17 protein-coding genes are annotated in these 20,358 nt (G+C 62.2%); 15 read left to right on the plus strand and 2 right to left on the minus strand.

Going from position 1 to position 20,358, the window contains the following annotated elements; genetic code table 11:
• Positions 1-17 precede the first annotated feature (17 nt).
• The 7 genes from ACP92_RS08445 (at position 18) to ACP92_RS08475 (ending at position 10,494) form a co-directional block, all read left to right on the plus strand.
• Complete coding sequence (locus tag ACP92_RS08445) at positions 18-2,462, plus strand: chemotaxis protein CheA (RefSeq protein WP_338044161.1); 2,445 nt, start codon at positions 18-20, stop codon at positions 2,460-2,462.
• Positions 2,462-2,707 (plus strand): hypothetical protein, encoded by a 246-nt coding sequence (locus tag ACP92_RS08450; protein ID WP_041310484.1) that lies wholly within the window; start codon positions 2,462-2,464, stop codon positions 2,705-2,707. The genes ACP92_RS08445 and ACP92_RS08450 overlap by 1 nt, the downstream gene beginning before the upstream one ends.
• 131 nt (positions 2,708-2,838) lie before the next feature.
• Positions 2,839-3,219 carry a response regulator gene (locus ACP92_RS08455; protein ID WP_013233717.1) on the plus strand — a complete coding sequence of 127 codons (381 nt, stop codon included), beginning with the start codon at positions 2,839-2,841 and terminating at the stop codon, positions 3,217-3,219.
• An 87-nt stretch (positions 3,220-3,306) separates the two neighbouring features.
• Positions 3,307-4,443, plus strand: coding sequence for a methyl-accepting chemotaxis protein (locus tag ACP92_RS25185; RefSeq protein WP_049788056.1), 1,137 nt, complete (start codon positions 3,307-3,309; stop codon positions 4,441-4,443).
• Positions 4,444-4,564: 121 nt separating this feature from the next.
• Positions 4,565-6,817, plus strand: coding sequence for a putative bifunctional diguanylate cyclase/phosphodiesterase (locus tag ACP92_RS08465; RefSeq protein WP_013233719.1), 2,253 nt, complete (start codon positions 4,565-4,567; stop codon positions 6,815-6,817).
• 307 nt (positions 6,818-7,124) lie between these two features.
• Complete coding sequence (locus ACP92_RS08470; RefSeq protein WP_013233720.1) at positions 7,125-8,693, plus strand: methyl-accepting chemotaxis protein; 1,569 nt, start codon at positions 7,125-7,127, stop codon at positions 8,691-8,693.
• Positions 8,694-8,697: 4 nt separating this feature from the next.
• The gene (locus tag ACP92_RS08475) at positions 8,698-10,494 is read left to right on the plus strand and encodes a sensor domain-containing phosphodiesterase (RefSeq protein ID WP_013233721.1); all 1,797 of its coding nucleotides are present in this window, start codon (positions 8,698-8,700) and stop codon (positions 10,492-10,494) included.
• A 23-nt stretch (positions 10,495-10,517) separates the two neighbouring features.
• Here the strand turns inward: ACP92_RS08475 and ACP92_RS08480 are convergent, their stop codons facing one another.
• Positions 10,518-11,087, minus strand: coding sequence for a GAF domain-containing protein (locus ACP92_RS08480; RefSeq protein ID WP_231944463.1), 570 nt, complete (start codon positions 11,085-11,087; stop codon positions 10,518-10,520).
• A gap of 648 nt (positions 11,088-11,735) precedes the next feature.
• Between ACP92_RS08480 and ACP92_RS24245 the strand changes: the two genes are divergently transcribed.
• The 7 genes from ACP92_RS24245 to ACP92_RS08510 all read left to right on the plus strand — a co-directional run bounded on the left by ACP92_RS24245 (position 11,736) and on the right by ACP92_RS08510 (position 18,260).
• Positions 11,736-11,912 carry a DUF1289 domain-containing protein gene (locus tag ACP92_RS24245; protein WP_069373652.1) on the plus strand — a complete coding sequence of 59 codons (177 nt, stop codon included), beginning with the start codon at positions 11,736-11,738 and terminating at the stop codon, positions 11,910-11,912.
• Positions 11,913-12,028: 116 nt separating this feature from the next.
• Entirely contained in the window at positions 12,029-13,420 is a 1,392-nt protein-coding gene (locus tag ACP92_RS08485; protein ID WP_276507971.1) for an MFS transporter, read from the plus strand.
• 59 nt (positions 13,421-13,479) lie between these two features.
• Entirely contained in the window at positions 13,480-14,178 is a 699-nt protein-coding gene (locus ACP92_RS08490) for a DUF4197 domain-containing protein (protein WP_013233724.1), read from the plus strand.
• A gap of 581 nt (positions 14,179-14,759) precedes the next feature.
• Complete coding sequence (locus ACP92_RS08495; RefSeq protein ID WP_013233725.1) at positions 14,760-15,473, plus strand: ABC transporter permease; 714 nt, start codon at positions 14,760-14,762, stop codon at positions 15,471-15,473.
• Between the two features lie 76 nt (positions 15,474-15,549).
• Entirely contained in the window at positions 15,550-16,470 is a 921-nt protein-coding gene (locus tag ACP92_RS08500; protein WP_013233726.1) for a glycine betaine ABC transporter substrate-binding protein, read from the plus strand.
• A 9-nt stretch (positions 16,471-16,479) separates the two neighbouring features.
• Entirely contained in the window at positions 16,480-17,130 is a 651-nt protein-coding gene (locus tag ACP92_RS08505; protein WP_013233727.1) for an ABC transporter permease, read from the plus strand.
• On the plus strand, positions 17,127-18,260 hold the full coding sequence (locus ACP92_RS08510) for an ABC transporter ATP-binding protein (protein WP_013233728.1): 1,134 nt from the start codon (positions 17,127-17,129) through the stop codon (positions 18,258-18,260). The genes ACP92_RS08505 and ACP92_RS08510 overlap by 4 nt, the downstream gene beginning before the upstream one ends.
• Positions 18,261-18,330: 70 nt before the next feature.
• Here the strand turns inward: ACP92_RS08510 and ACP92_RS08515 are convergent, their stop codons facing one another.
• A complete protein-coding gene (locus ACP92_RS08515; protein ID WP_013233729.1) occupies positions 18,331-19,224 on the minus strand; it encodes a LysR family transcriptional regulator in 894 nt (297 codons plus the stop codon).
• A 137-nt stretch (positions 19,225-19,361) separates the two neighbouring features.
• On the opposite strand from ACP92_RS08515, the gene speB reads away from it, so the two are divergent.
• Positions 19,362-20,315 carry an agmatinase gene (gene speB, locus ACP92_RS08520; RefSeq protein WP_013233730.1) on the plus strand — a complete coding sequence of 318 codons (954 nt, stop codon included), beginning with the start codon at positions 19,362-19,364 and terminating at the stop codon, positions 20,313-20,315.
• Positions 20,316-20,358: the final 43 nt, after the last annotated feature.

Consider the following 20,358-nt stretch of genomic DNA (forward strand, 5'->3'; position numbering starts at 1 on the left):
GCATCAGCGAAAAACTGATGCAGCTGGAAGACGCGCCCGAGCATGTCGAGCTGCTGGAATCCTTGTTCCGCATGGTCCATACGCTCAAGGGAAACAGCGGACTGTTCGACGTTCCTGAAATGACCCGGGTATTGCACGCCTGCGAGGATCTGATGGATGCGGTCAGGCGGCGGCAGGTCGCCTATTCGGAGGTGCTGGCTGATCGTCTGCTGGACGCCATGGATTTCGTGGCCATGCTCTGCGATGGGCTGGAAATGGAGGCAGAGCAGGCCGACCCGCATGCCCAGGAGGCCGTGCAGATCGCCAGCTCGCTGCGCCAGCTCATCGGCGAGCACGCGGGCGTGGAGAGCGCAGTGGGCGATCTCGCCAGGATCGGCGATGCGCAGGACCGTGGCGCGGCCATCGTTGCCGCCCCTGCCGCTGGGCAGGCGCTGCCTTTGCGGGCGATACCGGAGCCATTGCGCAGGCAAGCGTTTGCCCAGGCCCAGGCCGGCGGCGAGTTGCATTGGATCGCGTATCGCCCCAGCCGCGAATGCTTCTTCCAGGGCGACGACCCCTTCCACCGGGCCAGGGAAGTGCCCGGCTTCATCTGGGGGCGCATCGAGGCGCCTGCCGCCTGGCCGCCCCTGGCCGAGCTCAATGCCTATGACTGCGTGCTGCACTTCCAGATAGTGGCGGCGGCGTCGCAGGCAGAACTGATGGAGTATTTCCGCTATGTTCCCGATCAGGTGGAGCTGACCCAGCTTGCTGCGCAATGGCTGGCGCCGGCGCCTGAGTCTGCCGAGCGCGCAAGTGCGGGGGCGCACGCCGAGCCCGCCCAGGATCCCATTGACGCTGTGATGGCGGAGATATTTGCCATCCAGCGCCAGATCCTGCAATCCGAAGCGAACATGGGATGGCAGGATGGCCGCACCCAGGCGGTCGCCTCCACGCTGATGAACTGTTGTCGTTCCATCGGCAATCTCGAACTGATCGGCGAACTGGAAATCGCGCGCCAGCAGTCGCTGCAATTGCGCAGCTGCGATCCCTTGCTGGCCTGGCTCAACGCAAATCCGCTGCCGCTGCAACGTGGGCCAGTGGCATCAGTGGCATCCGTTGCATCTGCGGAGGCGGGGGCGGAGGCGGCGGAGGCCGTCGCCGTGGAGGTGCGACAGGAATCGTTGCCCCAGCCGGAAGCTCTGAGCCGGCAGGAGCCGCCGCAGGTGCAGCCGCCCGCGCCACCGCTGCGGGAGAGCCTGCCGGAAGAGTCCGGCAGAGCGGGGCGGCGAGCCGAGGAGAGCCTCTCCGGCAACAAGAGTGTCAAGGTCGAACAGGTCAAGATCGACCGGCTCATGAATCTCATCGGTGAGATGGTGGTCTCCAAGAATGCGCTGCCCTATCTGGCGCAGCGGGCCGAGGACCAATTCGGCGTGCGCGAACTGGCGCGTGAAATCAAGGCGCAGTACGCCGTGATCAATCGCATCGCAGAGGAGATGCAGGACGCCATCATGCAGGTGAGGATGATGCCGGTCTCGGTGGTGTTCCAGCGCTTTCCGCGCCTGGTCAGGGATATCTCGCGCAAGCTCGGCAAAGAGGTGCAGCTCGTTCTCGTCGGTGAAGAGACGGAAGCCGACAAGAACATCATCGAGGCCCTGGCCGATCCGCTCATCCATATCGTGCGCAACAGCCTGGACCATGGACTGGAAGGCCCCGAGCAGCGCCGCGCCAGCGGCAAGCCGGCGCTGGGCTCGCTGACGATCAGCGCCGCCCATGAGGGCGACCAGGTGGTCATCGTCATCGAGGATGACGGCAAGGGGATCGATCCGGCGCTGATCAAGCGCAAGGCCTACGAGAAAGGGCTCATCGACGAAGCGCAGCTGGAGCGCATCAGCGATCAGGACGCTGTGAACCTGGTGTTTTCCTCGGGATTCTCTACCGCCGAAGTGGTCTCCGATCTGTCCGGCCGCGGGGTCGGCATGGACGTGGTCCGCAACGCCGTGGAAAAGGTCAATGGCAGCCTCGCCTTGCATAGCGTGTCGGGCAAGGGCACGCGCCTGCAGATCTCGCTGCCGCTGTCGATGGCGGTCACCAAGGTGATGATCATCGAATCGGATGGACAGCTCTTTGGCGTGCCGATGGAGCATGTGATGGAGACGGTCCGGGTTCCGCGCAGTTCTCTCCATTTCGCCAACAGCAGCGCCAAGATGGTATTGCGCGGTCATATCCTCGGGCTCAAGGGCATCAACCAGATCCTGGGCATTGCCGCCGAACAGAAGACCAATGCCGATGGGGAAGTGGCGGTGCTGGTGTTGCGGGTGGGCGGGCAGTCCGTGGGGCTGGTCATCGATGATTTCCGCGAGACCGTGGATGTGATCCAGAAGCCGTTGCTGGGCATTCTCGGCGGCCTCTCGCTGTATTCCGGCTCGGCCCTGATGGGCGATGGCTCGGTGCTGATGGTCTTGAACACAAGGGAAATGTTCTGATGCCGATTGATTATGACGATGCGCTGCTGGTGTGCCGGGACCTGGTCTCCGGTGACGACGCCGAGGAACTGCTCGGCTGGCTGCAAGGGCGGCCGATAGCGAAGGTGGATCTGCGCGACTGCAGCCATCTCCACCCCGCCACGCTGCAGGTGCTGCTGGCTGCAGCGGTGCAGATTCAGGCGTGGCCGCAGGAGCCCTCCTTGCGCAGCTGGCTGGAACCGCTATGGCCGGCGTCGCCAACATGAGCGGATGACCGATCCGGAGCGGGGCCGGGGGCGCGCTCATGCGCGCTCATGCGCGGTCATGCGTATCGATGAAATGAAGCAGCTCTATTTTCAGACTCAGAACCAGAATCAGAATCACAAGGGGAAATGCAATGGCCACATCCAAATCTATCTTCCTGGTCGATGACTCGGCCACCATGCTCATGAGCGTGCGCAGTCATCTGGAGATGGCGGGCTTCGCCGTCGATACCGCCGAAGACGGCGTCAAGGCGCTCAAGAAGATGCAGGCCGGATACAAGCCCGACCTGCTCATCACCGACATCAACATGCCCAACATGGATGGCCTGGAGCTCATTCGCAATGTGCGCGCCTTGCCAGGCTTTCGTTTCATTCCCATCCTCACGCTGACTACCGAAAGCCAGTCGGGCAAGCGCGACGAAGGCAAGAAAGCCGGCGCTACCGGTTGGCTGGTCAAGCCTGTGGGTGGGGCTGATCTGTTGAAGATCGTGCGCCAGGTCCTTCCCGGTGTGTAAGCCCAGCTGGTATGTCGTACCTCGATCGAGATTGCAAAGCCCATGAACGTTAAAGAAAGATCCGGCAGTTGGCGCCGCATTGTCCAGATGCTGCCACGCAGTGAAAGTCGTTGCCTGGTCGCGACGATGGCGTTGGCGTTGCTGGTGCTGCTGTTGCATTTTGCGGTGGATTCCGAGAGCGGGATCGTGGCGCTGCTGGTGGCCGCCTCTGTCGTGGTGGGCAGCAACCTGGGGCTGTACTGGTGGCTGCGGCGCTTGTCGGCGGGCAAGGACGTTGCCTTCGGCAAGGTGGTGGACCAGCATCTGGTGCTGGAGCAGGAGATGGGTGCGCGCCTGGCCGAGGCCGTGGGCGATACCGAGTTTGCGGCCATCGCGCTGGTCAAGCAGGTCAGGGAGATCCACGAGGCGGCTGCCGCGCTGGTGCGGTATCTGGATCAGTCCAGCTTGCAGTCGGCCGCATTGGAGCGGGAAATCGACGGCGGCATGGAGAAGATTTCTTCCATCAGCACCTTCATCCGCGAGCTGCCTGATCGCATCAGGCAAGACATGGACGCCATCCATGAGGCTTCCAGGGAAATACAGGAGCTGGGCAAGCTGGTGTCGATGATCAAGCAGATCGGTCGGCAGACCGAACTGCTGGCCCTGAATGCCGCCATCGAGGCTGCCCGTGCAGGCGATGCGGGGCGCGGCTTCGCTGTCGTGGCGGCCGAGGTGCGCAATCTCGCCATCAGTGCGACGCAGGCGGCCAACGTCATCGATGAGGGCTTGAAGAAGGCGCAGCAGAAGGTGGATACGGGACTGCAATTCAGGTTTCTCGACGAATCGGCCCAGCAACTGAGCGAGGCCGCCATGCTGGCCGAGTCGACCCAGCTGCTGCGCCAGCGCTATGAAGAGGTGCGGCAGTTCTACAAGAGCGCCTTTTCCGTGGTGTCGTCCCACGATGCCCAGCTGGCCAGCGATCTGGGTGAGATCCTGGGCGAGATACAGTTCCAGGACATCGTGCGCCAGAGGATAGAGCGGCTGCGGGAGGCGGGCGAACAGCGCGATACGCTGTTCAGGGAGATGGCGCAAGAGAGGGATGCTCCCGACATGGGAGCGCTGGCCGTGGCCGAAAAGCTCCGTCAGGTGATCCAGGATTATCTGGTCAAGGAATCTGGCCATTCCAGGATGACGCCGCAGGAAGGCGAGGGCGGCAGTGATCTTCCCAAGTTCGAGTTTTTCTGAATGCGCGCCATGGCGCGGGTAGCCCGGCGGACAGGCCGGCAGGGCTGCACCAGTTTGCCCCACGGTCGCAGCTGTTGCCATGGATGCTTTGTTAGCGGATGAATCTTCAGGAGAGGAAGCCATGAATCAGGATGTGCTTCGAGACATTTCGGAAAAATACTGCGGCTTGTTGCGCGCATTTCTCCTCTCCCCCGAGGGCAACGCCGCAAGCGAGCAACTTCAGCTCGCCCATCATCTGGGTGGCAGCCTGGTGATGGGCAGGATCGCTCCTGCCGAACTGCTCGGCATTCATCAGGCGGCCGTGGAGAGCCTGGCCAACTGCTGTCCCGCTCTGCAGCTCGCGCAGATCGGCGCTCGACTCAATATGCCGCTGGTGACGATGTACCAGGCCTATGAGAGCGCGTTCCGGGAGCGGATCGCCGTGCGCTATCAGGATCTTGCGGCGTCGTTCTTCTGCGCCTCCGGTGAGCAGGAGCTGATCGCCCGCCAGATCGGCGACGTCTTCAATGACTTCAATACCCACCTGGGCAGCATCATCGGTTTTGCCGAGATGGTGGAGGACGAGCTTTCCCGCAAATCTTCCGGCCAGCAGAGCCTGCATCTGCTGATGCAGAACCTGACGGCCTTGCTCAAGGCCGAGCACGCCATCCAGCAACGCATCCGCAGCAGCGAACGGCAGTTCCGTACCTTGGTCGACAACTCGCCCGACGTGATCCTGCGCTACGACATGGAGGGGCGGTGCGTGTTCGCCAATCCAGCCTTCACCCGCGAGACCGGGCTGATGGCCGACCAGGACATCAATACCATCCTCGATCGTTCGGCCAACCGCAGATGGGATGATGAGTCGTGCAGCTTCGGTGAGCGGGTCAGGCAAGTCGCCGCCACCGGCGTTGCCGATGTGGTGGTGCTGGAATGGCGCCATCCGCAGGGGCACCTGGTCTCCCACGAGATGCATATCGTTCCTGAATATGACGCCGATGAACAGATCTTCGGCACCTTGGCCATCGGGCGGGACGTCACGCGGCGCAAGGAAGTCGAATTCAAGTTGCGCCACCAGGCCAACTATGACCCGCTCTCGGGACTGCCCAACCGGCGCCTGCTCGGCGACATGCTGCAGCGGGAGGTCGCCAGCGCCAAGAAGCATGCTTACCCGTTGGCAGTGGTGTTCATCGATCTGGACCGCTTCAAGGACGTCAACGACAGCCTGGGACATTCGGTGGGCGATCAACTGCTGGTGGTGGCCGCCCAACGCGTGCGCGCCAGTGTGCGCGAGCACGACCTGGTGGCGCGCCTGGCCGGCGACGAATTCGTCGCTGTGCTGCCCAGGCTGGAAGCCTCGGCGGCGCTCACGCGTATCGGCGACGATATCGTGGCCGCGCTGGCCGAACCCTTCCAGTTGGGGGAACACAGGGTGCGTATTTCGGCCAGTGTCGGCATCGCCATCTATCCACACGATGCAGACACCGTCACCACGCTCATTGGCTGCGCCGACCAGGCGATGTTCGCCGCCAAAGGGGGCGGTCGCAACGGCCTGGCCTTCTTTACCGAAGACATGCGGGAGAAAAGCTTCGAGCGTCGACGCTTGCTCAACGACTTGTATGACGCGCTTCAGGAAGGGCAATTCGAATTGCATTTCCAGCCAGCGCTGGAACTGCAATCCGGGGTCATCCACAAGGCCGAGGCGCTGGTGCGATGGCGGCATCCCGCCTTCGGCATGATCTCCCCGGATCGCTTCATTCCGCTGGCCGAAGAGAGCGGGCTGATCTTCGATCTGGGGCGCTGGATACTGCAGGAGGCGGCGCGGGTGTCGGTGCGCTGGAACGCCCAGGGGACATCGCCTTTTCGCAAGCAGATCAGCGTCAATCTGTCACCGGTCCAGTTCCTCAATGGCCATTACGACGCCATCGTGATGGACCAACTCTCCCTGCAGGGATGCCAGCCCGGCCTCATTGCCATCGAGATTACCGAAGGGCTGCTGTTAGACGACAGCGAGGCGGTCCGCTCCCAGCTCAACAACCTGCGGGCGGCCGGCATCCAGGTGGCGCTGGATGATTTCGGCACCGGCTATTCGGCCATGTCCTACCTCAAGAAATTCAGCATGGACTACCTCAAGATCGATCGCTCCTTCGTGCAGGACATGGTCGATGCCGATAGCAACAAGGCCATCGTCGAAGCCATTATCGTCATGGCCCATCGGCTGGGCATGAAGGTCATTGCGGAGGGCGTGGAGACCATGGTGCAAGCCCAGTTGCTCAGGGACGCCGGATGCGAGTACGTGCAAGGCTATCTGTACTCGCGGCCCTTGCCGGAGGATGACTTCCTCAACTTCGCCGCCTCCGCTCATAGCCCCGCCGACGCGGCTGCGGCGCGTTGACGTAGCGCGTTGATGCAGCGCGTTCGTCGCTGCCTTCCGTTTCCTTTCCAGCGTCCTCTCGGCCTGCTTTTCCATCAGGAAAGCCAGGGCGGATCGGCCATACGTGGTCAGATCAATGGGCAAATGAAAATGAGAACCATCACACCGTGATGCAAAAGAGACAAGGGACGAATATCTCTTGGCTGGTAAGACCATTATGTGAGTAAATAATCTAAATATGCAAAAAATCCAAATTCAAAAATCACAAATTATTAATAATGTTTTATTTGTAGTGGTTTTTGTGCTCGCATCGATCCACGGAGGGTAAATGAAGGTCTTGTCGGAAATGAAAATAGGGGTGAAGTTGAGCCTGGGCTTTGCCAGTCAGCTGTTGCTGCTGCTGGCGCTGGTCGCGGCCGCCATGCTGGGGATCAACTCCTTGCGCGAGACCATCGTCTACGCCAACAAGCTCAAGAACGAACAGCTCGAGCCGCTTTATCTCGCCCGCGAAGCGCTGGACCAGACCGGGATCGCCGCGCGCAATGCCTACGTCTTCGTCAGTGATGCCGATGCAAAAAACGAGCTGAACATTGTCGACGAGCAGAAGGCCATCTATCTGCAGCAACTGCAATTGCTGGAGCCGCGCCTGGCTGATCGGGCCGGTTTTGCCGCCGTCCGCGAGGGGCTGCTGCAAATGGCTGAGGAACTCAAGCGTCCACGCAGGTATCGCGACAGCGGCGCCATGGAAGCCTATCGCGATTTCCTCGTCAACGAATGCAGCCCCTTGCGCCGCAAGATCGTGGCCAACATCAACCAGCTGATCGATCAGATCTCGGCCGAAAGCACCACCGCGGGCGATACTGCCGAGAATGCGGCAAAGCAGGCGCTGTTGTTCATTTCCCTGCTGGCGGGGCTGGCCCTCCTGATTGCGGTGGTCATCGCCTTCTTCATCACCCGCAGCCTGCTGCGCCAGCTGGGCGGCGAGCCCGCCTATGCCATGGGCATCGCCCAGCGCATCGCCCATGGGGACCTGGCCGTGGATGTGGTGACCCGCAGCCATGACCAGAGCAGTCTTTTGTATGCGATCAAGATGATGCGCGACAGCCTGTCCCGCATCGTCGCCCAGGTGCGGCAGGGGACCGACTCGATTGAACGGGCCTGTTCCGAAATCTCCAGCGGCAATGCCGATCTTTCTGGCCGTACCGAGCGGCAGGCCAGTTCGCTGGAAGAGACTGCCAGCGCCATGGAACAGATCACCTCGGCGGTGCGCCAGAGCGCCGATAACGCCATCCAGGCCAACCAGCTGGCTGGATCGGCGTCCAGCATTGCGCTCAAGGGGGGACAGATGATGGGCGATGTGGTGGCGACGATGGAAGACATCCATCACTCTTCGGTGAAGATCGTCGACATCATCAGCGTGATCGACGGGATCGCTTTCCAGACCAATATCCTTGCGCTCAATGCGGCCGTGGAAGCGGCGCGCGCTGGCGAGGGCGGACGTGGTTTCGCGGTGGTGGCCTCGGAGGTGCGCACGCTGGCGCAGCGCAGCGCCGCCGCCGCCAAGGAGATCAAGGAGCTCATCAGCGCCTCTGTGGCCAAGGTCGAGAGTGGCAGCGGCCTAGTGAAGGGGGCGGGCGAAACGATGGGGGAACTGGTGGGCAGCGTCCAGAATGTCTCCAAGGTCATCGCCGAGATCACCGCCTCCAGTCGCGAGCAGAGCACCGGGATCGAGCAGGTCAATGACGCCATCTCGCACATGGACGAAGTCACCCAGCAGAATTCGGCCTTGGTCGAACAGTCCGCCGCGGCGGCCGAGGCGCTCACGGCGCAGGCGCAATCGCTGGCGCGGCTGGTCTCGACGTTCAAGGTCGCGCCCGACGCGCTGGCATTGAGGTAGTGACGTGTTGCTGGAGAAAGAGGACAACACGGAGGTGGAAGCCGCCGTACGGCAGGAAAGCCAGCGGCTGGCGCAACTGCACGGCTATTGCGCGCTCGATACGCCGCCGGACAAGTTATGTGATCAGGTGACGCAACTGGCGTGCTCGATGTTCGATGTGGAGATCGCCCTGGTAGCGCTGGTCGATGAGCACAGGCAGTGGTTCAAATCCCGGGTTGGGCTGGAGGTGAGCGAGACCCCACGCGCGGATTCGTTCTGCAATCATGCCATCCAGACCCGTCATGGCATGGTGGTGACCGATGCCCTGCAGGATGCGCGTTTTTCCCGCCATGCGCTGGTGACTGGCGCACCTTTCATTCGCTTCTATGCTGGGGCGCCGCTGGTGACGCCGCAGGGGCTGTCGCTGGGCACCCTGTGCATCATCGATTCGCGACCACGTCCGGATTTCGGTGCGAGCCAGTTCGCGCAGCTCAATCAATTGGCTGCCATTGTCATGGAGCGTCTGGAACAGCTGCGCAACCGCGGTTACATCGATCACGTGACCGCGTTGCCCAACCGCGCCCGCCTCATGGAGGTGCTGCGTGTGCGCGGACATGCGCGCCCCGGCGCCAGCGGGGCGGATGCAGCGGTCGCCGTGGACATCTGCCCGCGCGAATATCTCTTCGACATGGTCAAGGCCCTGGGGTGGGACTATGCCGAAGGTTTCCTGATGGAGGTCAGTCGCACGCTGCGGCGGGTGCTGGGCACGCTGCCGCTCTATCGGGTGACCACCACCACCTTTGTCTATCTGGACGAAACTGCCCCTGCGCAGCGCCGGCGGCGTATTGCCGACATCGAGCAGCGCTTCACGCCGGCGCTGGAATTCCAGGGCATTCCGCACCTGCTGGATATCGCCATTGGCGTGCTGCCGATGGAGGAGGACGTCAGCGGCGGCGATGTGGTGCGCTCGTTGCTCACGGTCATCGATGTCAGTCGGGAAGAGGGCGTCTCGCCGCGCCTCTTCGAATCGGTGCACGCGGAAAAGCAGCGCTACGCCTTCTGGCTGCTGGCGGCCTTGCCGATGGCGCTCACTACGCCCGATGAGCTGGTCCTGCATTTCCAGCCCAAGGTACGGCTGCGCGATGGCGCCTGCGTGGGCGTGGAGGCGCTGATCCGCTGGCATCATCCTATCCACGGCAACATCCCGCCGGATGTCTTCATTCCGCTGGCCGAGAAGACGGGGCAGATCCGCCAGGTGACCGCCTGGGTGTTGCGCCAGGTAGTGGCGCAAGTGGCGCGGTGGTTGAAGTCTGGGAGGGCGCTGCCCGTGGCGTTCAATGCCTCGGCCCGGGATTTCGATTCGGATGAACTGCGCGAACTGCTTGCCCAGCAGTTGAAGCTGCACAAGGTGCCACCGGCATTGATCGAGATCGAGTTCACCGAGCATGCCATGGCCAATCATCCCCAGCAGGTGCGTCAGCGCGTGCAGGCTCTGCGCGAACTGGGCGTGAAGGTGGCCATCGACGATTTCGGCGCCGGGTTCAGCAATCTCTCCTACCTCAAGAACATTCCGGCCGACACCATGAAGATCGACCGTTCTTTCATCCATCGCCTGCTCGATGATGAGGCGGACCAGTTGATCGTGCCGTCCATCCTGCACCTGGCGCACAACCTTGGCTTCAGTGTCGTCGCCGAAGGCCTGGAGAGCGAACGGACCGCTACGCTCCTGCGCCACCTGGGATGTGATTATGGGCAAGGCTATGCCATTGCCCGACCGATGCCGTTGGCGGAACTGGAGGCCTGGCTGGAGAGGCGTGGATGAGTCCACGGGGCGTGGACGGGGTGCTAGTGCTGCTGCAGTTCCATGAGCTGCAGCGCCATCATGTCCGTGGCCAGGGCCGCCAGCTCTTGCAAGGCGCGTCTTTCCTGGGAGCGCAGCAGGCGGGCTTCGGTATCGATGATGCACAGCGAGCCGAAGGCCTTGCCCTGGTACATCAGCGGCACCGCGGCATAGAAGCGGATGAAGGGCGCCGAGGTGACCATGGGATTATTGGCAAAGCGCGCATCCTTGCTGGCGTCGGCCACGGTGAACACATCCTCATCCATGTCGGCGTAGTTGCAGAACGCCCACGAGCGCGGCGTAGCGGCGATGTTCAGTCCATGGGCGGCGTGGAAGATCTGCAGCTCGGCAGTCTGGAAGGTGACCAGGGCAATGGGCACTTCCAGCAATTCGCTGGCGAGCCAGGTCAGCCGATGAAAGCGTGCTTCGGCCTGCGTGCCGGTCTTGGCTTGCGCCATCAGGGGCGCCTGCCGGGCCTCGTCCGTGCTGGCGGCCTCGGGCGTCTGCGCCACGGCAGCCGGCTGGACCGCAGCCGGTCCGGATTGTTTTGCGCCGTTGTGGCCAAGCAAGCTCATGACCGAGCTCAGCCGCGTCCGCCGGTGACCGCCGGGTGTCTTCCATGAGGCCAACATGCCAGTTTCCATCCACATCTGGGCGGTCGTGATCGACACCCCCAGCATTCTGGCGGCCTCCCGGGAAGTCATTGCGGGGTCGCTGGGCGGTGCGTCGCTTTCGTGAGATCTGGCGGCGCGTCCCATTTGATTGATCCTATAAAAGTATGGCTGTAGGTGAGGTCGGTCGTGTATTTCTCATATTTAACATCTTAGGGCGCAGTCAAGGGCAAATAAAGCAATTTGCTTGATATATTTCATTTTTCGCTCATATTGATATGCGGAAAATATGAAATAGCGCTAGCGCTAGGCGCGCCGAAACGCTGAGTCTCCTGCGTCCGATGCGGGCAAATCATTTCTAATCGGAAATTTTTTGCCATATCTGGCCGCCCGTTCGTGCTAAGGTGGCATTGTAGTCTTCAATCCCGGGTGCTGTCTTACCTATGCCCCTTTTCTATTTTGGCATTAATTTGCATTAAATTGTGCCGTAGGGTGGGAATTTAATATCGTCCGGCGAGACATTTTCTGCCGGGACGCGGGATGTGAACTTGCTGGCGTGGTCCGGCGACGACATTTTCCCCGCGATCCAATGCAAATCAATAAGGAAGTGAAGTGCCGAAAGAGGTCAAGAGTCCGTGCATTTCCGAGTGCAAGCTCAAGCACGAGGTCTGTACCGGTTGCGGGCGCACCCGGGACGAAATCAAGGAATGGAAGGGCATGAAGCGGCGCGACCGGCTCGAAACGGTGCAACTGGCTGCCAGGCGGCTCAAGGCGCTGAAGAAGAAGTGAGCGCGGGCAGGGTGGGGCGGGGCTTGCCCGCAAGAAAAGTCCAACTGGTATAAACTGTGAAGCCCCAGGAGGTCGCAGAACCTCCTTCTCCTTCATTTCCTTCATTGCGCCATCTGTTGCCTACCGTGCGACCTTCGCTGCTCATTCCGCTCATCGTCGGCTGTGCGCTGTTCATGGAAAACATGGACGCCACCGTGCTGGCCACTTCGCTGCCCGCGCTGGCACGCGACCTCCATCAAGATCCGATCACCCTCAAGCTGGCCATGACCGCCTATGTGGCGGCGCTGGGCGTGTTCATCCCGATCTCGGGATGGATGGCCGACAAGCTGGGCGCGCGCAAGGTCTTCAGTGCGGCCATGATCGTCTTCATGACCGGCTCCATCCTCTGCGCAGTCTCGGGTTCGCTGGTGACCTTCGTGGCGGCGCGCTTCCTGCAGGGCATCGGTGGGGCCATGATGGTGCCGGTGGGGCGGGTCATCATTGCCCGCTCGGTGGACAAGTCCGAACTGGTGAAGGCGGTCAGCTACCTGACCTTGCCGGCCTTGCTGGGGCCGGTGGTGGGGCCGCTGCTGGGCGGTTTCATCACTACCTATTTTCACTGGCGCTGGGTGTTCCTGATCAATATTCCGTTCTGCTTCCTGGGCCTGTACCTGGCGCGCCGCTTCATCCAGAACTTCAAGGAAGACAATCCCGCCCCGCTGGATGTGAAGGGTTTTGTCCTCACCTCGGTGGGCGCGGCCATGATCATGCTGGGCCTGTCGCTCTTTGGCAGCCATCTGGTGGATGGCGCCACGCCGGTGGCCATGTGCTCCATCGGCGCCATTGCGTTGGTGATGTACTACCGCCACTCCACCCAGATCGAGTTCCCGCTGCTGGACTTCCGTCTCTTGCGCATCCCCACGCTGCACGCCAGCGTGGTGGGCGGTTCGCTCTTTCGCATCGGCCTGGGCGCGGTGCCGTTCCTGCTGCCGCTGGCCCTGCAGGAAGGCCTGGGGATGACGGCGTTCCAGGCCGGCAGCATCACCTGCGCCTCGGCCTTCGGTTCGCTCTTCATCCGTCTGTTGGCCGGCCGGGTGCTGCGCCGCTATGGCTTTCGCACGGTGCTCATGGTCAATGCGGTCTTCGCCGGCATCGCGCTGGCGGCCTACGGGATCTTCAGTATCCATACGCCTTATCTGCTGATCGTGTCCATCGTGCTCATGGGCGGGGTCTTCCCGGCGCTGCAGTTCACCTGCCTGAATTCGATCGCCTATGCCGATATCGACAGCCGCGACGCCGGCCGCGTCACCAGCCTGGCCAGCGTGATCCAGCAGCTGTCGCTGGGCCTGGGCGTGACGGTGGCCGGGATCGTGCTGCAACTGTCGAATCACCTGCAGGGCCATGCCACCATCGTCGAAGCCGATTTCTGGCCAGCCTTCCTGGTCATCGGGCTGTTCTCGGTGGCGTCGGTACCCATCAGCGGCAAGCTGCCGCATAACGCCGGGCTGGAGCTCTCGCGCGGCAAATGAGGCCGTGTGGCTGAGCCGGGCTGTTATCATCCCGGCATCCTGCAACGATGGAGTCCGTGATGTCCTTTCCTGTTTCTTCCCTGCGCCGCATGGTGGCGGCCAGCTTCTTGCTGGCTTCCTGCGGCGCGTTGGCCTTTTCCCTGTCCGACCTGAGCAACCAGGACGCTACCGCCGGCTTGAAGGCCGCGCTGGAGAAGGGCGCCAGCAGTGCCGTGGCCAACCTGGGCCGGCAGAATGGCTTCCTCAACAACGACAAGGTCAAGATCCACCTGCCCGGCGCGCTGGAGCAGGCCATGCCCATCCTGCGCATGACCGGCATGGGCAGCCAGGTCGATGGCCTGGTGGCCGACATGAACCACGCCGCCGAGGCCGCCGTGCCGCTGGCCAAGCCGCTGCTGGTCAACGCGGTCAAATCGATGTCGGTGACCGATGCCAAGAACATCCTGGCTGGGGGCGACACCTCGGTGACCGATTTCTTCCGCCAGAAGACCTCGGCGGAGCTGGCCGTGAAGTTCCTGCCCATCGTCAGGCAGATCACCGACAAGAACGGCCTGTCGGCCCGCTATAACGCCGTGATGGGGCAGGCCAGCAAGACCGGCCTGGTCAGCAGCGAGCAGAGCACCGTCGAAGGCTATGTGACCCAGCGCGCCCTGGATGGCCTCTTCCTCATGATCGGCGAAGAGGAAAAGGCGATCCGCAAGGACCCGGTGGGCAGCGGCAGCGCCATCATCGGCAAGGTCTTTGGCGCCATGCGCTGACAGCTGATCCGTTCTGGCGCACTCCGCCTTCTGAAAAAATCGTCGGTCCAGGCATGGACCGGCGATTTTTTTTTGCCCTGTTGCTCGACGGTAAAGCTCGGCCGGAGCCGCATGGGGTAAGGGATAGCGCCGCGCTGGCGGTTTTCACAATGAACGCTTTTAGCTACACTTTGAGCCCCGTTGGGAACTTTTAAAAGTGCTTCAGATCTGTAAGTTATCGATTTAGATTGCTACATTGCTGGACAGTATTAAGCGATTGCATTAAACTATCGTTTGTCTTCGCGACATTACTTGTTCAACAACGACTCTCAGCAGTGTCCGATCCGCGCTTGTGCGGGTTGTCCAAATTTCCGGCTGGCAGCGTGAACGCCCTCCCGTTCTCCACGGTGACCCGTTCCCATCCCTGTCCGGTATGCACTATGCCGAAGCTGGCTTCATCGCTTCGGTTTCATCGCTGCCCTTGCAGCTTTCGGTTCGCATCCAAACGATACGCCCAGGTGGGCAGCGAACCCTTAAAACTTGATCCCAGAAACCCGTCGTCGCGGCGTCATGTCGTGCCGGCTATACCAACAGGGGGTAACATGACACGTGTTCGTCACGTCTTCGCCGGCGCGCTCGGTTTTGCGCTGGTCCTTGCAGGCCTGGTCTGGTGGATCGGTCCGGATGTCATCCAGAAGTATCGCGGTGACCTGATCTACTACACCGGCAAGCATCTGGAGCTGGTCTTCACTTCCATGCTGCTGGCGCTGGCCACCGGCATTCCGGCCGGTATTGCGCTGTCCCGTCCGGGCGCGCAGCGCAGTGCAGAAAAATTCATCCAGATCTTCAACATCGGCAACACCATCCCTTCCATCGCCGTGCTGGCGCTGGCGCTGGCCTTCTTCGGCATCGGCAATGGCCCCACCATCCTGGCGCTGTGGCTGGCTTCGCTGCTGCCCATCGTGCGCAATACCTACGAGGGTCTGAAGAACGTGCCGGCGGCGATGAAAGAGGCGGCCCGCGGCATCGGCATGAAGCCGCACCAGATCCTGCTGCGGGTGGAATTGCCCAATGCGCTGCCCATCATCGTCGGTGGCGTGCGTACGGCGCTGGCAATCAATGTGGGGACGGCGCCGCTGTCGATGCTCATCGGCGGCGAGAGCCTGGGGGGATTGATCTTCCCCGGCATCTACCTGAACAACCACGGCCAGCTGCTGCTGGGCGCGGCGGCCACGGCGCTGCTGGCGCTGGTGCTGGACGCACTGGTGACGGCGCTGTCGGGTTTCTACCTGGCCCGTCGCGGGCTGCGTACCTGATTCCGCAGATTCCATTTCCATCACAAGAACGACCGCACGCCGACTTCATCCACGGCATAGCGGTAGAGAGGAAAGCATGACAAAGAAGACCATCGCAACCTATGCTCTGTGCGCCCTGGCGCTGGGCCTTGCCCTGTTGGGCGCGGCCCCGGCTCGCGCTCAGGCGCAGCACCTGGTCATCGGCGGCAAGAACTTCACTGAGCAATTGCTGCTCTCGGACATGACCGCCCAGTACCTGCGCGCCAAGGGCTATGACACCGAACTGAAGAACGGCCTGGGCACCACCCTGATGCGCTCGGCGCTCGAAAGCGGGCAGCTCGACATCGTCTGGGACTACACCGGTACCGCCCTGATCGTCTACAACCACATCGAGGACAAGCTCGACCCCGACCAGATCTACCAGAAGGTCAAGGAGCTGGACGCGCCGCGCGGCCTGACCTGGCTGAACCAGTCCGAGCTGAACAACACCTATGCCTTCGCCATGCCACGCGCACTGGCCGACAAGTACAACATCCACTCGCTGCAAGACCTGGCCAAGCGCATCAACGAAGATGACAAGGAAGGCGGCCAACCGCACCTCATGGGCGTGGACTACGAGTTCGCCTCGCGCCCTGACGGCCTGGGACCGATGCAGCAACTGTATGGCTTCAAGCTCGATCGCAGCGAGGTCAAGCAGATGGACCCGGGACTGGTCTACACGGCGCTGAAGAATGAACAATTGTTCGTCGGCCTGACCTACGCTTCGGATGGCCGCATCAAGGGCTTCGACCTGCAACTGCTGGAGGACGACAAGGGCTACTTCGCCGCCTACAAGGCCACCCCGGTGGTGCGCCAGGAGATCCTGGCCAAGCATCCCAAGCTGGCCGAACAACTCAACGAGCTGGCCGCCAAGATCGACACCGCCACCATGACGGAGTTGAACAAGCGCGTCGACATTGATCAGGAGCCGGTCGCCAAGGTGGCCGCCGACTTCCTCAAGCAAGCCGGCCTGATCTGAGGAGGGACCATGAACATCTTCCAATACCTGCAATCGGACTGGCCCAACATCCTTGAACTGACGCTGCAGCACCTGAAGCTGGTGGGCATCGCGGTGAGCCTGGCCATCGCCATCGGTGTGCCGCTGGGCATCCTGATCGTGCGCGTGCGCTGGCTGGCCGGCCCGCTCATGGGGCTGGCCACCATCGTGCTGACGCTGCCCTCGATTGCCCTGTTCGGCCTGATGATCCCGCTGTTCTCGAAATTCGGCGCGGGCATCGGCCCCTTGCCCGCCATTACCGCCGTGTTCCTGTATTCGCTGTTGCCGATCATGCGCAACACCTATCTGGCGCTGGAAAACATCGAAGCCGGCATCAAGGAAGCCGGCATCGGCATCGGCATGACCTTCTGGCAGCGCCTGCGCATGGTGGACCTGCCGCTGGCCGTGCCGGTGATCCTGGGCGGGGTGCGTACGGCCGTGGTGATGAACATCGGCGTGATGGCCATTGCGGCCATCATCGGCGCTGGCGGCCTGGGCGTGCTGATCCTGCACGCCATCAGCCAGAGCAATATGCAAAAACTCGTGGTGGGCGCGGTGATGATCAGCGTGCTGGCCATCATCGCGGACACCCTGCTGCAACGTCTGCAGAAAATCCTGACACCGAAAGGAGTACAAAAATGATAGCACTGGACCAACTGAGCAAGACCTACACCCAAAAGGACGGCACTCAGGTCAAGGCGGTGGACGCCGTCAGCCTGAAGGTGGCCGAAGGCGAGATCTGCGTCTTCCTCGGCCCCTCCGGATGCGGCAAGACCACCACCCTGAAGATGATCAATCGTCTGATCAACCCGACCTCCGGTCGCGTGCTGTTGAACGGTCAGGACACCTCGGGCATCGATGAAGTGGAACTGCGCCGCCATATCGGCTACGTGATCCAGCAGATCGGTCTGTTCCCCAACATGACCATCGAAGAAAACATCACCATCGTCCCGCGCCTGTTGGGCTGGGACAAGAAGCGCTGCCAGGAGCGCGCCACCGAGCTCATGGCCATGGTGGCGCTGGACCCGAAGAAGTTCTTGAAGCGCTATCCGCGTGAACTGTCCGGCGGCCAGCAACAGCGTATCGGGGTCATCCGCGCGCTCGCTGCAGATGCGCCGGTGCTGCTGATGGACGAACCCTTCGGCGCGGTCGATCCGATCAATCGCGAATCGATCCAGAACGAGTTCTTCCAGATGCAGCGCCAGCTGAACAAGACCGTCATCATGGTCAGCCACGACATCGACGAAGCCATCAAGCTGGGCGACAAGGTAGCCGTCTTCCGTGCCGGCAAGCTGGTGCAGTTCGACAATCCGGATACCTTGCTAGCCCGTCCCAAGGATGATTTCGTCAGCGCCTTCGTGGGCCAGGATCACACCTTGAAGCGTCTGCTGCTGGTGCGCGCTGGCGAAGCCGCGACCACGCCGCCTACGGCCCATCCGGATGTCTCCTGTGACCAGGCCCTGGCGCTGATGGATGACCAGGATTCGCGCTATCTCACCATCATCGATGCCGACAACCGCGCGCTGGGTTATCTCACCCGCCGCGATGTGCGCGGCAGTACCGGGGTGGCCGAGGACAAGGTGCGTCCGTTCACCATGAATGCCGATCCGGATGAGAACCTGCGCGTGGTGCTCTCCAAGATGTACAAGCACAGCACCAGCTGGATGCCGGTCATCGCCAACGACGGCAGTTACGTGGGTGAAGTCACGCAGGATTCCATCGCCAGCTATCTCAGCTCGGGCAAGTCGCGCGGGATGGCGATGGCGGCTTGATCATCGGCCATCGGCCATCGGCAAGCCGATGGGAAGCACAGCAAGGGCAATGCATAGGCATTGCCCTTTTTCATTGTGCGTGCTTGAGGTCGTCCAGGAAGGCCGCCACGATGGGCTCCCTGGCGCGGCTGCGATGGGTCACCACGCTGATGCCCACGTCATAGGCCAGCTTGGCCCGGTTCAGCGCCCGCATCTGGCCGCGCGCCTCGTACTGGCGGCCCATTTCCTCGGGCAGATAGCCCAGGTGCTGGCCGGAGAGGATGAGGATGGACATGGCTTCCATGTTGCCGGTCACGGCCATGATGTTGCGCTGTTGCAGCGGCAGGTGTTCGGGTGGCACCGGATAGTCGCGCCAGGCCCAGGCGTAGTCTGCGGCCTGCTCCGGCTCGATCTCGCCGGGCTGGTCGAATAGCGGATGGGGTGGGGCGCAATAGGCTAGCTGGCGCTCCAGCATCAGGGGGGTGTAGTGCAAGGCTGTGACGCGCCGCCAGAAGTAACCGAGGGCGACCTGGATGGCGCCATTGAGGAGCATCTCTTCCAGTTCGCCGGGCGTGCGCACCAGCAGCTCCAGGCGCACCGCCTCGTCGCGCTGGCGGAAGCGGCGGATCACCTCGGCCAGGCGGTGGTTATGCTGCGCCGGAGTATGGCCCATCAGGCCGATGGCGAGGGTGCCGACCAGGCGCTTGTCGAGGTTGCGCGCCTGCATGCCGAATTCGTCGAGCGCATCCATCATGCGCCTTGCCGCGTCGGCAAACTTTTCTCCCTTGGCCGTCAGCCTGAAGCCGGCCCGGCCACGCTCGCAGAGGCGATATCCGAGTCGGGTCTCCAGCGAATTCAACTGTGTACTGATGGTGGACTGGCCCACGTTGAGCCGGGCCTGGGCAGCCGAGACGCCGTGCGAATCGACCACGGCCAGGAAGACGCGGATCAGGCGCAGGTCCAGATCAAAGATGTTGGTGAGCATGATGGAGAGGGGATGGGCGTTCCTGTGATTTTACATCGATAAAAATCGATGTAAGTGACGCAACATCGCTATATTTCACTGCTGCAAGCCTCGCTAGAATCGATCCCATCTCAGCCGAACTGCAAGGATGAATATCGATGGAACACGCACTTTACCAACCTCTCGGGGGCAACGTGATGCCCCGTTTTGGCGGCATCGCCACCATGATGCGATTGCCGCATGTGGAAGATCCGGCCGGGCTGGATGTGGGTTTTGTCGGCGTGCCGCTGGACATCGGCACCTCCAACCGTTCCGGTACGCGCTTCGGGCCACGCCAGATCCGCACGGAATCCGTGCTGCTGCGCCCCTACAACATGGCCACCCGCGCCGCGCCTTTCGATTCGCTGAAGGTGGCTGACCTGGGCGACGTGGCCTTGAATCCGTACAGCCTGCTGGATTCGGTGCGCATGATCGAAGAGGCCTATGACCGCATCTACGCCACCGGCTGCAAGACCATCAGCCTGGGCGGCGACCACACCCTGACACTCCCCATCCTGCGCGCCCTGGCGCGCTATCGCGGCCCGGTAGGGCTGATCCATGTGGATGCCCATGCCGACGTCAACGACACCATGAACGGCGAGAAGATCGCCCACGGCACACCGTTCCGCCGCGCCTTCGAGGAGGGCTTGCTGGACCCGCAGCGGGTGGTGCAGATCGGTTTGCGCGGCACCGGCTATCATGCCGATGACTTCGACTGGTGCCGCGCCCAGGGTTTTCGCGTGGTGCAGGCCGAAGAATGCTGGCATCGTTCGCTGGCGCCGTTGATGGAAGAGGTGCGCGCGCAGATGGGCGATGGCCCGGTCTACCTGACCTTTGATATCGACGGCTTGGACCCCGCCTTTGCACCCGGCACCGGCACGCCGGAAATTGGCGGGCTGACGGTGCAGCAGGGACTGGAGATCATCCGTGGCTGCAAGGGACTCGATATCGTTTCGGCCGATGTGGTCGAGGTTTCGCCTCCCTATGACCAGGCCGGAACCACCGCGCTGGTGGCGGCTAACCTGGCCTATGAGATGTTGTGCATCCTGCCGGGCGTGACATACCGGACCTGAAGGAGCAGGTCGTAAAACGAAAAACGCCCGCATCAACCGATGC

Origin of the sequence: Herbaspirillum seropedicae, from assembly GCF_001040945.1 — a bacterium.
Taxonomy (GTDB): Bacteria; Pseudomonadota; Gammaproteobacteria; order Burkholderiales; family Burkholderiaceae_D; genus Herbaspirillum; species Herbaspirillum seropedicae.

What these genes read in the sequence shown, in the direction of transcription:
- ACP92_RS08445 (WP_338044161.1), top strand. Translation starts at nt 18, where the DNA reads ATGCAGCTGGAAGACGCGCCCGAGCATGTCGAGCTGCTGGAATCCTTG.
- ACP92_RS08450 (WP_041310484.1), top strand. Translation starts at nt 2,462, where the DNA reads ATGCCGATTGATTATGACGATGCGCTGCTGGTGTGCCGGGACCTGGTC.
- ACP92_RS08455 (WP_013233717.1), top strand. Translation starts at nt 2,839, where the DNA reads ATGGCCACATCCAAATCTATCTTCCTGGTCGATGACTCGGCCACCATG.
- ACP92_RS25185 (WP_049788056.1), top strand. Translation starts at nt 3,307, where the DNA reads ATGCTGCCACGCAGTGAAAGTCGTTGCCTGGTCGCGACGATGGCGTTG.
- ACP92_RS08465 (WP_013233719.1), top strand. Translation starts at nt 4,565, where the DNA reads ATGAATCAGGATGTGCTTCGAGACATTTCGGAAAAATACTGCGGCTTG.
- ACP92_RS08470 (WP_013233720.1), top strand. Translation starts at nt 7,125, where the DNA reads ATGAAGGTCTTGTCGGAAATGAAAATAGGGGTGAAGTTGAGCCTGGGC.
- ACP92_RS08480 (WP_231944463.1), bottom strand. Translation starts at nt 11,087, where the DNA reads ATGAGCTTGCTTGGCCACAACGGCGCAAAACAATCCGGACCGGCTGCG.
- ACP92_RS08490 (WP_013233724.1), top strand. Translation starts at nt 13,480, where the DNA reads ATGTCCTTTCCTGTTTCTTCCCTGCGCCGCATGGTGGCGGCCAGCTTC.
- ACP92_RS08495 (WP_013233725.1), top strand. Translation starts at nt 14,760, where the DNA reads ATGACACGTGTTCGTCACGTCTTCGCCGGCGCGCTCGGTTTTGCGCTG.
- ACP92_RS08500 (WP_013233726.1), top strand. Translation starts at nt 15,550, where the DNA reads ATGACAAAGAAGACCATCGCAACCTATGCTCTGTGCGCCCTGGCGCTG.
- ACP92_RS08505 (WP_013233727.1), top strand. Translation starts at nt 16,480, where the DNA reads ATGAACATCTTCCAATACCTGCAATCGGACTGGCCCAACATCCTTGAA.
- ACP92_RS08510 (WP_013233728.1), top strand. Translation starts at nt 17,127, where the DNA reads ATGATAGCACTGGACCAACTGAGCAAGACCTACACCCAAAAGGACGGC.
- ACP92_RS08515 (WP_013233729.1), bottom strand. Translation starts at nt 19,224, where the DNA reads ATGCTCACCAACATCTTTGATCTGGACCTGCGCCTGATCCGCGTCTTC.
- speB (WP_013233730.1), top strand. Translation starts at nt 19,362, where the DNA reads ATGGAACACGCACTTTACCAACCTCTCGGGGGCAACGTGATGCCCCGT.